Source organism: Allorhodopirellula solitaria (assembly GCF_007859855.1).
Classification (GTDB): domain Bacteria; phylum Planctomycetota; class Planctomycetia; order Pirellulales; family Pirellulaceae; genus Rhodopirellula; species Rhodopirellula solitaria.
Window position 1 is genome coordinate 67409 of the sequence record NZ_SJPK01000017.1, and the last position, 14835, is coordinate 82243.

The window sequence follows — 14835 nt, forward strand, 5'->3', positions numbered from 1 at the left end:
GTTTCTAAAATGTTCCGTTCTCTCCGTCGTCGTGCCTCCAAAACGTCTCGGCGACGCTCGCTGTCGAAGCGATTGTTTCGCATGGAGTCCCTTGAGCAACGCCGATTGCTGGTTGCCAGCCTGGACAGTTTCGCCACGACGGAGCATGTCGATCTGAATTTCCAGCACTCGGGATCCGAGTGGTCGCTAGGGGTCAATGCAGACAGTGCCACTTACCAAAACGACCAAGTGGTTTTGTACGCTGGCGACAAGTCGGTCACTTCACAGCCCGCGAATGCGGCGTACGATTTCACTGGTGCCACTGCGGGGCAAGATCTCTACTGGCTGCCTCAGTCTCAGGATAGTGAATCGCTGTTTCTTGGTTTCGCTTCTTACGGGGTGAATGGGTCGGTCGACCGGTACGACCCAGTTGACGATTCGAGTGGGCGTTTCTACGGCTATGGTCGGTGGGTCAAAGCCACTCTAACCGACGTGCGTCACACCACTCCCGAAGGGGCCGAGGGAGGGGGCGACTTCTCAATGTGGCACAACGACTCGTTTGGAACGCCGATCGTGTCCATGGCTTCTTACGACGACGGTGTGGCAAACCCAAATGGAAACGGTTTGGATCTCACCGATGGGATCACCAGCGACGACGCGATGTGGATCTTTAACGGCGGGCATGCTCACTTCAGTTTTGGTTTTTCCGCTCCTGGGCGCTATGAGGTTGACGTGAAATTGTCGGCCTACTTCGGCGACGATAATAATCAAACGCCCAATGAAGCGGGGTTCAGCGAAAGCGACGACATCACGATTTACTTCTCGATCGACAGCGTCGGGCAGTTGCAACTTGATGCTTCCAGTTACGCGGTGAGTGAAGATGCGGGGACCGCGTCGATCGATGTGCTCCGCGTTGGAGGTAGCGATGGCCGGATCGCCGTGAACTACGCAACCACTGCCGACACCGCAACAGCCGGCAATGATTACACCTCGTCCTCGGGAACGCTCGAGTTCCTCGATGGCGAGACGCTGAAGACGATTACGATCCCGGTCCTGGATGACACGCTCGTCGAGGGTGATGAAACATTCAGCGTGGCGCTCTCGGCAGCAGCGCCGGGAAATCTAGATGGTTACATCCGCGTGATCGAAGAAGATGCCAACGGTCTGATTGGCGAACACGGTACAGCAGTCGTCACCATTGTCGACAATGACCAACCGGTCAACACGGCCCCCACGATCTCCGATGTGGGTGACCAGGAGGTGGAGGCGAGTAACTCAACAGCCGCTCTAGCCTTTACTGTCGGAGACGCGGAAACAGACGCAGTCGCGTTGGCGGTCACTGCGACGTCTTCCAACGCAGCGCTCGTGCCCAACGGTAACATCACGCTCGGCGGCAGCGGAGCAAGCCGGACGGTCACCGTCACTCCAGCTGCCGATCAGGTCGGAACAACGACGATCACCCTGACGGTCGAGGATGGCGACGGAGGCATGGCGTCGGAAGCATTCGTGTTGACGGTGGCTGCTGCGAACACGGCTCCCACGGTCTCCCACATCGCCAGTCAATTCGTTGTCGAAAACACCTCATCCGACCCGATCGCGTTTACTATCGGTGACAGCGAAACCGCTGCCGCAGCATTGGTCGTGACGGCGACTTCGTCCGATCCAGCGATCGTCCCCAATGGGAATATCGTGCTCGGCGGTAATGGGACGGAACGTACCTTGACAATCACTCCGGCGGCGGACCAAGCCGGTTCGACCACGATTACCGTTACGGTCACTGATGGCGACGGCCTGCAAGCCACCGAAACATTCGATGTCACCGTCCCGGCCAACGGGCTGGTGCCGTTTGAACTGCCGGTGGAACTGGACGACCTGGGCGTCAGCGTTTCCGCGGTAACGGCCGACTTCAACGGTGACGGGAATGTCGATATCGCTCAGAAAATCACGACGGAAGAGATCTACCTGTATCTAGGCAGCGGAGATGGGACGTTCTCATCGGCCGTGCTCATCAACCCCGAGGATCCGTACAGTCGCGGCGCCAACGATCTGTTCCCAATCGATGCAGATGCGGACGGCGATATCGACATTCTGACCCGCCAGGGGTCTGGCAGCAACGAAGTCATCGCCGTTTATGTGAACGATGGCAACGCAAACTTTACACTCGAGACAATCGGTAGCGAATTCTCGGGGACCGTTCTTCAAGTAGCGGACATGAACGGCGACAATCGAGCGGACGTCGTTCGCTATGACAGCGCAACGTCCTTGGTCTACTATGAATCTCAAGCGGACGGTAGTCACTCGGAAGTGGTCGTCAACGGGACCTTTACGAGCATCAACAGTATCCTGCTTGAAGATGTCGATGGAGACGACGCCCCGGAACTGTTGGTCTACGAGGGTTCTTCCGTACGAAAACTGTCGATCCTCAAACATGACGGTGCCGGGAACTTTACGACTGACCAGGAGCTGACATTCGACTCCACGACGAGCGTTCTGGCCGTGACCGACATTACGGGGGACGGGTTGCCAGACATTCTAACGTATCAGTCGAGTACAACCTGGTACTATGCCCAGGACACGGATGGTAGTTTCGGCCCGCGAACAGAACTGTTCGATTCGAGAATTTCTTATGTCACACCGACCGACCTGAATCAGGACGGGGTGACTGATCTGCTTTTCTACCATTCAACCGGCGCCCACTGGGCGCCTGGTCAGGGCAACGCGACGTTCGGCGATCCCTTGTTAATTGATCCCGGTTTCGTCTTCGCGCTCACGCCTGATGATTTCGACAATGACGGGGATCAGGACGTTGTCTCCGTTCCATTGGGCGCTCCACTCAAAGTCCTGGAGAACTTGACGGGCGAGAACCCGATGCGGTTGGTACCGCCGGATTCACGTCACTACCTCGAAGGCGATCAGATTGAGATGGAGGTGTTTTTCGGTTTCCCGATCGAAGTGAGCGGGACACCTCGCATCGCGCTGGAAATGGGCGAGGACGTTGTCTATGCCGACTATCTCAGCGGATCGGGTTCGCCCTCGCTACTCTTCGGCCATACAGTGGGGGGCAACGACCTTGACCTCGATGGCGTCCAATTGGTTGACAATACCATCGACCTCAACAGCGGCGCTCTGACGGACCCCATCGGCGGGCCGGCCGTGCTCCAATTTCCAGGAACGCTCGACGGCGTGACCGTCAACGCACCCGGCGCATTGGTTCAAATGATCAGCCGGCAGGATGCGAATCCCACCGGGGCAGACACTGTGCAGTTCGCCGTTGAGTTCAGCGACGACGTAACGGGTGTCGATACGTCCGACTTCATGGTCGTGATGAACGCTGGCGATCTGTCGGACGCGACCGTCGATTCAGTCACCGGGTCGGGCAGCTTGTACGAGGTCACCGTGACGACCGGTTCTGGCAGCGGAACCCTCGGCCTGAGCGTGCTGGGCGACGGAACCATCATCAATGGCGATGACTTCCCGCTCGCACTCCCGTACATCGGTGGTGAAGTCTACACCTTGCGTCGCGGTGCAGCGGATCCGATCGACCACTACTATGTCGAAAATCACGCCGATTATCGCCCAGTGTGGGATGACGGTGAGTTCACGGTGGCGTTGCATGGCAGCACTAGTACGATTCCCGATGGAGAAATTCGCAGCGACGAGATCTACACGTACGCCGATTCCAACACACTGGTCGATCGGCCGGAAAGCGCCGACTACGACTTTACCGGGGTCGGATCGGGCGAGGCGCTTTATGTCCTGCCCAGTTCAAACACATCCTCCGTCCCACACTTGGGCTTCAGTGGAGAGAGCATTCCGTCGGACCTGTTTGCAAGCTATGTTCCCGACGATGCCCGGATCACTTCCAGTACGGCTCGTCCGTATATGAAGTACCAGATTGTCGACCTGCAAAGCAGCAGCGATGGCGACTTCTCGATCTGGTCTGTTTCCGGTGGAGCGCCCCGGATCTACGTGGCTTCCAGCGATGGACTGGACGATACCGACAATTTCTGGCTCCGCGCGGATAGTCACAGTCACTACAACGTCGGCTTCAGCGAAGCGGGCATTTATGAAGTCGATGTGGTAGTCAGCGCCTTCCTCGACAACAACGCCAACGGTGTCTACGACGAAGGCAAAGACGCCTACTACGAAAGCGGTATCCAGACGATGGTGTTCAACGTCGACACTCAGGGGGCCGTTGACGATGACTTCCGGATCGGTAGCGACATTTTCCAAGGTGATGTGACACAGAACGATGAATGGCACGCGGCCCTGGGCGAGTTTCTGATCAGCGTTGAAACCGATCCGGCCCATGGGACTCTGGAACTCCAGGCCGATGGAACGTTTTCTTACGAACCCTCTTCGAGCTTCGATGGCGACGATCAGTTTGAATACCGCATGACCAATGCTCGCGGCGGATTCACCACAGCGTTCGTGACGCTGTCGGGCAATCACACGCCTGTCGCGAACCTGGACTCCTACACCGTCAGCGAAGATGAAACCCTGGCCGTTGCCGGCCCCGGAGTTCTCGGGAACGACACCGACGCCGATGGCGACAATCTGAAAGCAGCGGTTGTAACTGGCCCGCAGAATGGTTCCTTGTCGCTCCAACCCGACGGTTCGTTTACCTACACCCCGGATCCTGACTTCTATGGGACCGACACGTTTACGTACACCACGACCGACGTGCAATATGAAGTGACGCCTCTGGGGACCTTAAGCGGCACTTCCAGCTACGCGCTGGATGTCAACAACCTGAACCAAGTCAGCGGTAACTCCGGGATTGTGGAAGGTTCCGGCAATCCGCTGCATGCGTTCCGCTGGACCGGCGGAGCGATGGAGGACCTGGGGGTGGTCGCGGGCACCGGCAGCAATAACTTCAGTCGCGGATACGCAATCAACGACCAGGGAGTCGTCGTCGGAGAAAGTGACAACAGTACCCCCAAGGCATTCCGCTGGGAAAACGGAGTCATTGCGAATCTTGGAACGCTTGGTGGAACGTCGGCAGTTGCCAATGACATCAACAATCTGAACCAGATTGTCGGCAGCAGCAGCAATGGAACGGCAACCAAACCGTTCGTCTACGTCGACGGCGTGATGCTGGAACTTCCGACGGTCGCTGGCAACGCCGCTTCGAGTGGTCGAGCGTGGGGAATCAGCCCCGATGGTCAGTTTATCGTCGGCGTCACCCGAGCCGATGATGCGGAATTCCTGTCGCATGCAACGCTGTGGGAACGGCAGCCCGACGACAGTTACGCAGAAGTCGACATGGGAGCGTTGGTCGATGATCACCATTACAGTGCTGCCTTTGCGGTGAATGCATCCGGCAACGCGGTAGGCAGTTCCGTCGTGGGAACCGTTTCGCCAACCAGTTCCACCAGCCTGTATCACGGCTTCGTCTATCACGACGAACAGATGATCGACATCGGCACACTGGACTATTTGAGCTACAACCACAGCGAACTGAAAGATATCAATGCGACCGATCAGTTCGTCGGTTATGTGGCAGGATTCTACAACTACCCGACATTCGGCGGGGCGGCGATCCTCGGTGAGCTTGTTGCTGAAGAAACAGCCATCATTGACCTGAATGAATTGATCGATGACGAAGACTGGACGCTTCTGATCGGCGAAGGAATTAACAATGGCCGCAGCATTGTAGGTTATGGAAAACAGGACGGAGCGACCCGCGCGTACCTGCTGACGCCGGTGTCGCCGGACAACGACAACCGTCTGTTCGGAAACGTCGCGACCGTCACGGTTGAAGTCACGCCGGCACCCGACGCTCCCGTGGCAATGGATGATGCCTTTGTTGTCGATTCGGGCAGTTCCGTCTTTGGCAACGTTCTATTCAACGATTTCGATCCCGATGGAGATCCATTGACGGCACAGTTGGACGTTACGGCATCCAGCGGTGACGTGTCGGTCGCGCCGGATGGATCTTTCGTCTATACGCCGTCCGATGCATTCCATCAGTCCGATAGCTTCACCTACACCGTCAGCGACGGAACAGGCCGTACGGACTCCGGAACCGTTGTGATCAACCAGTCAGCCAAAACCGATTTCCAGATCGTTCTCTCTGAAGGTCATGCCGACATCGGCATCCTGTTCGGCGATCACGATCACGACGAGCATGACGAGCACGATCACGACGAGCACGATCACGACGAGCACGATCACGACGAGCATGATCACGATGAGCATGATCACGAAAATGAAAATGGCTGGGATCTGCACGTTCACGATCATGAAAACGAAGCCGAGTATCACCCTGACGAAGCCGTGTTCTATGTCGGCATGGGGGCCCTCACGAGTCGTCCAGTTGCATCGGAGTTCGCTTTCACCGGAGTAAGCGCCGGCGAGTCGTTCTTTGTACTACCTGCCATCCCAAGTCCGGAATTACTATTCCTTGGGCTGGGAACCGAAGAGATCGAGGACGGTACCTTCCTCGATGGTTCACTGTCTCTGCGTCTGAAATCGGTGAGTGCCCCTGGGGACTTTTCAATGTGGACATCTGCACCGGACGGTTCTCCCGCTGTTGCCATGGCGACCTCGGACGGGATCATCGAAGCCGATGCGGTGATGCTCTCCGAAGGCCAGCATGCTCACACCAATTTCGGCTTTACGGAAATGGGCATCTATCAAGTTACGTTCCAAGCGACGGGCACGTTGGCGAACGGTGACGTGGTTGCCAGTCAAGATACGACCTACTTCTTCAAGGTTGGCAATGCGGCCGAAGCGATCGAGGTGCAGAATGGGATGACTCAGCGTTCGTATGTTCGCGATGTCGACGTCCTGTTTAGTAGCGACGACGGCCTGGAGGAACTACTCGCCGATTCTGACCGTGTGCAGATCATGAAGTATGACCTGGACGGCGAGAACGGCGCGGAGCTGGCCGCATCCGCTTTTGATCTGAGTGCCTCCGGAAACGCGTTGCAGTTCGACTTTGGCGAACAAGGACTAGGAGGGAATCGCAATTCAAACGCAGGCGACGGCTACTACGAAATCGGTATCGATGCGGATGGCGACGGTGAGTTTGAAACGATTCAATCCTTCTACCGAATGCTGGGTGACCTCAACGGCGACCGCAAGGTGGACATCGCGGACCGGATGGCTGTGATGCAATCGATGAGAAATCAGGATCCGGAAGCCGACGCCAACGGAGATGGTGTGGTCAATAGCGTTGACCTGGCTGTCGTCAGTCGAGCGATCGGCAAAAAACTCAAGGATGGTTTGCTAACCGAAGAGGACAACAACTAATGCTTCCCAATACGAAAATCTTTCAAAACTCCATTCTCCAACCAAACGAGAGACTTATGAACTTCAAATTCATTCTGACCATCCCGCTGATTCTCCTGACCTGTGGTGCGGCGAGCACCGCGCGAGCCGGTATCGTGCTTACGATGACGCCATCGGCAGCCAGCTATGGACCTGTTCGGAAACAACTTCGGGAATCGTGTAAACTGGTTTCGTCACTTTCCACGGAAGCCAGCGATGAAGAATGTTTACCGAGGCGATGTTGAAACGCAGATGCGGAATTTGTACGAATCGCTCAGCGAGAAGGACCGACGACGGTATGCGGCCATTGAAGCGAGCAAGTTGGGCCATGGCGGGATCGGTTACGTTGCTGAGTTGTTCGGCTGTCACCCCGATACGATCACGCGAGGCAAGCGTGACCTGCAAAGCCTGCCCCATGATGAGGCTCAAGGGCGAGTTCGTAAAAAAGGGGAGGCCGCCGATTTGCTAGCAAAGCCCAGCCGGGGGTCGTCGATGCGATTGAAACTGAAGTCACGACGCAAACAGCTGGATCGCCGGTCCACGACGGTCAAATCTGGACCAACATCGGGCTGCGAGTGATTGCCTCGGCTATCGATCGGCTTGGGTTTTCACTCTCACCGGGCGTGATCGCTGAGATCCTTCGTAGAAACCTAAAACTGGGGCGTCGCAAGATCTCCAAAGACATTCCTCTGGGGGCTAGCGAGTTTCGCCAGCCACAGTTCGACCGGTTGCAGCAGCTTCGCCAGCAGTACGAACGCCTCGGATGGCCGATCTTGAGCGTGGACACGAAGAAGAAGGAGTTGATCGGTCAGTTTTCCCGCAGCGGACGCTCTTGGACTGATGGCTCGCTACATGCTTTTGACCATGACTTCGGGTCGTACAGCAGTGATTCAAAAGCAATTCCCTACGGCGTCTACGATTCAGTTGCCAACGAAGCGTTTGTGTATTTGGCGACGGGCGCTGACACCGGTGAGTTAGCTGCCGATGCGGTTCGTCGTTGGTGGCATCGAATGGGACGAACCCGTTACGCCGATGCCGGGGGAATGTTGCTCCTGGCCGACTGCGGTGGCAGCAACGGCTACCGCGTCCCGCTCTATCGGGAACGCCTGCACCGCGTGGCGGTCACCCTTGGAATCCCAATTCGCGTCGCTCATCTGCCTCCGTATTGCAGCAAATACAACCCGATCGATCATCGCCTGTTCTGTCACCTAACACGAGCGATCAGCGGACGGCTCGTCGAATCACTCTCATGGATGCAGACGCTGATTTCGAAAGTCAATACGCGAACTGGTCTGAAGGTTGTCTGCGAGTTGGCTCGCAAAGTCTACCACTCTGGCATCAAGGTAGAGCAAGCATTCAAAGACAACGAACCGACTCAGCGGGACTCAAGCCTCAGTAAATTCAACTATGTCATCCCATGCTGAAATCCCGAAGTTGTTTCCGAACAGGTCCTTGAAATCTTCGCCGCAGCGTTTGAATCAACGCGTCTGCGGAAAGGCCTCGTCGTGGTTCGGGTAGATCTATCTGGTTTCTCATCCTTGACCTCGTGAGTCGAGGCCACATTGTTACTCATCGCCCCACCGCTGAAACCCCCTCCACAGAGCCTGGCCTCTCGTCGCGACGTGCAAGCAAATCAAAGTCGCTCAAACACGAAGAAAATCAGCCCTCAGTTACTCACCGGGAATTGCTGTCCTTCAATAGCGAGAATGTTAATCCCTTTTCCAGGTATAAGGCCATCAACCTTGGGCCGCAGCTGCTACTACAAGACGTAGAAGAAGTCGAACGCGATCAGTTTTTTTCGCTTAAAACGTTTCAAATACTAGGCCGACATGCACGTCGTCATCCCACTTAGGAATCTTCTTTGATTCAATCCAGTCAAAACTTGTGTAGACACTGGTTGCTCCCATACGAAGATTGAAACTTCCGTCAGATTTCAACTGCTCAAACTGTATCCTAAGTTTATCTTGCCGATCATGAAAAACCGACAAATCTACCGTGGTTGATTCGTATTTGATCCACAGAGAACAAACTTCGCTACCACTCAGTCGCTCTACTAACCCGTGCAACTCCTCCAGGTTTGCTGATGAAATAGCACCGACCTCCAGATAGAACTCTTCGCCTGATAGCTCAGTGATATGCTTTTTGAATGCAAAGTGTTCGCGTCCATAGAGCACCATCGCACGGCCAATTGGTGGCTCCGGTTTGGTGTCCTGCCTTTCCAGTCTACTGCCAGCGTGGTCGAGCAGCAGACGGTTGCGACTCTGTCGTAAATTGTCATCTAGTTGCATCCTGCGGCTTACGAATTGGCAAACCTTCGAAACGATGATTGGATCGTCAAAAATGACGCTCGTACCCGAAAATGCGTCTTGCCCACCCAGCCACCTATAGCTGCCTACTGCGAAATCTATTTTACCATCTCTATCACTAATCACAATTGACGTGTGAAGTTGAGAAATACTGCCACACATCATAAGACGACCTGCAAGGGAATTCCCCTTTGAAGCACTCTCCATTCTACGTAGTAGTGCTAGGCCGTCTCGAATGTTCGGCTGAGTTCTTTTCTGGTCATTGATGGACCAAATAACATCGATGTTGACACCTCGGGCAAGTGCCCGTGTCATTAGTGGCATTAGCTGTCGAATTGCACTGCTGTTGACCTCAGATGTAGACAAAATTATGCTCGTGGATGCTTTTTCAAAGCACTGTTTCAGATGCTGCTGATGCGCCTCGGATGAGCTCAAGAGCGATGGCTTGCGACACGTGTGAACCCAACTCCCCTCTGATGCTTTTTCTTCCGAATTCTCTTTAGTCGTTTCCGAGACTGTGCCAGTCTCTTCGAGGGATGCATTGAACCGACGTCGACCGAGCATTGGGCGAATGCGAGGTCGCACGCAAGCATTGAACCATTCGCTATCCGCCTTACGGTCTCCTTCGGAATACGACGCCGCTTTCTCCTTTGCAACTCGGATTACTTCCTCAACCAGGAGGTCCTCCCAATCTGGAGGTAGCCCAATGACTTCATTGTCTTCCGACGAAACGAGCAACGGCAAGAAGTCAGACCCATCTCGCATTATAGTAATCGGTCCAATTGACCTTATATAGTGCCCTGCTTCCGTATTCGCTGAAAGTAACGACCGGACTAGACCGGGCTCCGGAGAGTGGTCTATGTCGCTCCGACGCATCTGAATTCCGCGTTCCCAAATAGAGTCAGGCTGGTCTCCCAAATCATCCCTGGACCAAAAAACTGCTTGGTTACCTCGGGCAATTTGGCCCTCGCACGCGTCTACGATTACCCACGTGTGCCTCGAGGAAATCTCCCGATTCAACGGCAAGTCTGCACCGTCGCTCAGTGCGTGTTTCCCAAGGTCTGTGACCGCATAGGTCGTTCCATCCCTTGCGCTGTCGATTCCGACCCATCCAGCCTGCACTAGTGTGACCACGGTGCCAATGATGAGACTTGGGTGTACACGAAACGTATTCTCCAAATCATCAAGACCTCCGCATCCTTCGTAGATAGCTTGCAAAACCAACCCATCAAATTTTGAATAGGGTCGACCTCCAGCGATTTGATAATGGACTCGGTAACGACTAACTGGAAGGAAAACAATCATGACAGCTCCCGTAATGATGAAATGTGAATACGAGCTGCATTTCCCATTTCGATTTGTTCAGCGATGAAATCGAATGCCAGTCGCATATGGCCAAGCGGTTGTCCTGGGTCGGCCGGCACATCTTCAAGAATACGTTCAAAAAACTTCCAACTGCCTACAAGGACAAGAAGCTTCTCCGCACGAGACATCATCACGTTTAGTCGCTCAGCATCTTCCACGAAACCAAGCGCGGAGCGTTTGTTGTCCTTCTCGTTATTCCGAACAAGGGAAACCACCACAACGTCAGCCTGATTCCCTTGGAACGAGTCTACAGTGCTTGCAAAACGGTCGCCTTCACCGATGCTGGTAAGCCATTCAGGGATCGAATCGTAGACGTCCGTTTTTAGTTTCGCGTCGAGCTTCATAACTTGCAATCTGTACGGAGACAAAACTGCAAGATCTTGCTTTTCCCGACGCGAAGTTTTAAGAGTGTTTATCAATGAAACAATCGCCTCGACCTCAGACGGGGACGTATATGGTCCAGTAGTACTATCCTCCCCTGGGAATCCATCGGTTGCGGCACCGGTATCAAGCCATACGATTGGGCGGCCACGAATCTCACTTGGCAATTCAAATGAGTGCAGTACACTCTCCTTTGGATTTCCATCTGAGTCGACGGTCATGCTTTCAATAGATCCGTTGTAGAATGCCCGCGAAACCAAGTCTGAGATCATGGGATGCATGCGGTGCTGCTGCGTTAGCATTGACGAAAGCCCAGGTGCGTGGGCTCGGCCTGTCCTCTCTTTGCACAGTTGGAACAGACGCTCAAATACAGGCAACCAGCTCAGCCAAAGGTCGCGTGCTTTCGCCTTCTCCCCGTTAGACTTGCTACTCCAGTCACGGACGAAGTCACGGTCCACGAGATCTTCGCCAGCTTGGCGCAGTTCGTCTAATCGGGAAACCATTTCGTCCAGGTGCCGGAGCGATTCTTGGAAATCTTTGTATCGATAAGGCGGCAACTGCTTGTGATCACCGATGAGGAGCCATCTGTGACCATTTTGAAGCGGAAGAACAAGGTCGAATCCGTGTGCTTTTCCAGCCTCTTCAATAATTGACCAGTCGAATGTTTGCTTAGATACTGCGAGTTGAGCAAGCGTGGCAGAGGTAGTCGTGCAGTACGTAATATTCGCTGAACGGCGAACCAGTTCTACGAAGTCTTCGACTTCACTTTCAGTATCCTGTCGCATAAGTGCGGCGACTGCTTCATCGACAAAATTCGACCAGTCTTTCTGGACAGGCGAAAGCTTGCCATGAATAGCCGCCAGCCTTGTTTTAGCTGATTCCAAAAGCCGCTTAGCAACTGCATGGGGATAGTCACTATCGCCAAAGGGTTTGTCATTTCTACTTCTAGGAATTCGAACTGCAAGCGGACGGGAGTCGTCGCTCGTGTCGCTAAACACTTCTTCTGAGACTTTGTTTCGCAGAACATCCACGGCGGCATGAGCTTGTGCCGACACCAGAACCTGCGAGACAGGGTTGTCTCTGAATATTTGCTCAAGAAGATTGGCAACTAGGGTTGTTTTTCCTGTACCTGGTGGGCCTTGGACCGCGAAAATTGGACGAGTGGACCAGATGTTCTTAATGGCCTCTTGCTTGGCAGAATCAAGAGAATCGTCTAGTTTCGCTGGAAGCCTCGTCAGTTCTGAATGCATGTACAGAAAACTGGGGTCGAGCAGCGCCTGAAGCAAGAACGTATGAGATCGCAAATTCGCAATCGCTTTTGCACGGCGCTCGATCAGACGTACCGATCCGAACATTCCATAGCAACGTAAGAAACCCTTGTCCGGCGCTGGGAGCATCGGGCCAGCAATCCCGCGACGTAATGTTATCTCTCCGCTAGAGGGATCGAGGTCAACAATTCTCCAGAACTCCGGCAAGTCGACATTCGCAGTGCTTCGTATCTCATCGTCGTCGCTAAGCAGCACATGGTCGCCGTATCTGTTCGAAGCACGTTCTCGATTAAGAAATCCCACCATTTCTTGTTTTTGAAGATAGCTTGTATTGGTTAACTGCCTTCTCTCGTTTTCTCGGACTACCAGAGTTTCTCCGTTTTCGCTTGGTGGCTTTCTCTCAACTACTTCATACGAAAATATCTCAGCATCTCGCATCAGCAACTCGATCTGATTCGTTGCCCGAAAAAAATCGTGAAACTGTGTAATGTTATCGCCAGCGACTGGACCGTCGCTGCCTGTCGGAAAGAATCTTTTCCAACGAACTGCGTTCTTTAGAACTGTTTCTGGATTGTTAAAAACTGCATTTTTCGTAAATACGGAGATGGGTATATCCCTAAGCTCATTCTGGCTTTCGTCCCCTTCTGAATGACGAACCTCAGCAGGGCTGTATGAAAAAGCGAGGTCCCATTCTTGTTTTGGAGATTCACCCGGCCGAGTGTACTCAGAAATGAAGTACCGCAAACGACGACCTTTTACGATGTATTCATTCGGGCGATGCTCAAGTATGGTCGGACGAGACAAATCATTCTGAATGAATGATCGCTGCCGTTCAATCTCGTCTGCGGCAATGCGGTCGTCTAGTTCGATGATCGCTTGCGTCATCGGTTGTTGCGGCCCCAATTGGACCACGAGTCCCAAGTATTGATCTTCACCAACCGGTGGATTATCTAGCTCACGCATGATTCTTGACAGCACATCGAAAACTTCATGACTAGACGAAAGTCTTGTTTGCGGGGTTGGCGATAAGAGTCGCTCTATCAAGCTCTTTTCTACATCAGTCAAGAACGTTTGCTCCGTTACGCAACGAAAGAAGTTTGAGTATTGATCTTCCGGTTTGTCATCTGGGGAGAAACTTGCTCCGCAAAGAATGTGTGCGATCAGCGCGCCAAACATGAACCAATCAGATTCGATCGAAAAAGGTCTTGCTTCGGTTTCGTAAAATTCTGGCGGGAATAAGATGCTCTCTTCGAGATGTATTGCCCGATGCGGGTCGCCAATTCGGACGGTCCATTCGAACGCGCTGAGCCGCATGCTTGACGGTCCAATCGCTTCGCTAAGAAAAATACTTTTGGCACTTATCCTTCGATGAAGCATGTGGAGTTCATGAATTCGGTTTACTCCTTCCGCCAGAACTCGAATGGATCGCCAGAGTTGTACTCTTACATCTATCTCATCCACTCTTCGTAGCCAGGGGACCTGACCTCGACGTTCTAGCATCTGATCAAGACGGTTTACTCCGGGTGACTGCAGAACTAAGACAAAATATCCACCGCCGCCAGTCTCGTTCCAATGCAAATCAGCTTCACGCATGACAAGCATTTGGTCTTTTGCATTCGGCGAACTAGCTAAGCGGTACAGATTCCGCTGTTCGACTTCCCAGAGTTGCCTGTCCACCGCGTCCGGCTTTCCATCGAATGCCCACGTTTTTAGAACATATTCGATCCCCAGTTGGTCAACTGCGGCCCATACTTCGTGCCGATCATTTTGCGATACGGGGTGAAGGACCGTGTAGTTGCCTTTGAGAACCTGTGCTCCTTCTTTTAACATCAGACAATCGCTATTCAGAATGTAAAGTTAAATTGTGCCGTATGCCATCTTATCGTGACTGTAGTTCCTCCAAAAGGGTGTGACCGGCGTTCCGCCGGTCACTTTTTAAGCGATTGGCAATCTGGGTAACTAAAAAGCGGCCAACCTGCCATGATCTGGGTTCTGAACATCCGAATCACATAGGCAGGAGGCCGCTAAGATGAGCGTCGAGCAGTCAAACACAAATGGCAACCCCACTTCCACGACAAATACTCCGCAATCACCTGAGCAGCTTGCCGAGCAACTGCAGCAACTTGGCGATCAGCTGCGTGCTGGGGTTCGTGAGGCTGCCAAGCAAGGACAGTCGTTCGATCAGACCGAGCGATCCGTTCAAGAGGCTCTCAGGAAGATCGGTTGCCAGGCAATGCAGTTCTTCATTTCAATGCAGGGAA

5 protein-coding genes and 1 pseudogene are annotated in these 14835 nt (G+C 53.7%); 4 read left to right on the forward strand and 2 right to left on the reverse strand.

The annotated features are described in order from the left end of the window. The first annotated feature begins 81 nt into the window (after window positions 1–81). The 3 genes from CA85_RS21450 to CA85_RS21460 all read left to right on the forward strand — a co-directional run bounded on the left by CA85_RS21450 (window position 82) and on the right by CA85_RS21460 (window position 8678). Window positions 82–7236 (forward strand): choice-of-anchor M domain-containing protein, encoded by a 7155-nt coding sequence (locus CA85_RS21450; protein ID WP_186775113.1) that lies wholly within the window; start codon window positions 82–84, stop codon window positions 7234–7236. Between the two features lie 234 nt (window positions 7237–7470). Then, entirely contained in the window at window positions 7471–7833 is a 363-nt protein-coding gene (locus CA85_RS25875) for a hypothetical protein (protein WP_246113051.1), read from the forward strand. After that, window positions 7752–8678, forward strand: a complete 927-nt coding sequence (locus CA85_RS21460; protein WP_246113053.1) for an ISAzo13 family transposase — start codon at window positions 7752–7754, stop codon at window positions 8676–8678. The genes CA85_RS25875 and CA85_RS21460 overlap by 82 nt, the downstream gene beginning before the upstream one ends. Window positions 8679–9056: 378 nt before the next feature. On the opposite strand, the gene CA85_RS21465 is transcribed toward CA85_RS21460, so the two are convergent. Both CA85_RS21465 and CA85_RS21470 read right to left on the reverse strand, forming a co-directional pair. Next, on the reverse strand, window positions 9057–10304 hold the full coding sequence (locus tag CA85_RS21465) for a phospholipase D-like domain-containing protein (RefSeq protein ID WP_146393414.1): 1248 nt from the start codon (window positions 10302–10304) through the stop codon (window positions 9057–9059). Between the two features lie 557 nt (window positions 10305–10861). Next, entirely contained in the window at window positions 10862–14404 is a 3543-nt protein-coding gene (locus tag CA85_RS21470) for an AAA domain-containing protein (RefSeq protein ID WP_146393415.1), read from the reverse strand. A 199-nt stretch (window positions 14405–14603) separates the two neighbouring features. Between CA85_RS21470 and CA85_RS21475 the strand changes: the two are divergent. Continuing rightward, a pseudogene (locus CA85_RS21475) lies at window positions 14604–14835 on the forward strand (ISKra4-like element ISRma1 family transposase); the annotation flags it as partial.

What these genes read in the sequence shown, in the direction of transcription:
- CA85_RS21450 (WP_186775113.1), top strand. Translation starts at nt 82, where the DNA reads ATGGAGTCCCTTGAGCAACGCCGATTGCTGGTTGCCAGCCTGGACAGT.
- CA85_RS21470 (WP_146393415.1), bottom strand. Translation starts at nt 14,404, where the DNA reads ATGTTAAAAGAAGGAGCACAGGTTCTCAAAGGCAACTACACGGTCCTT.
- CA85_RS25875 (WP_246113051.1), top strand. Translation starts at nt 7,471, where the DNA reads ATGAAGAATGTTTACCGAGGCGATGTTGAAACGCAGATGCGGAATTTG.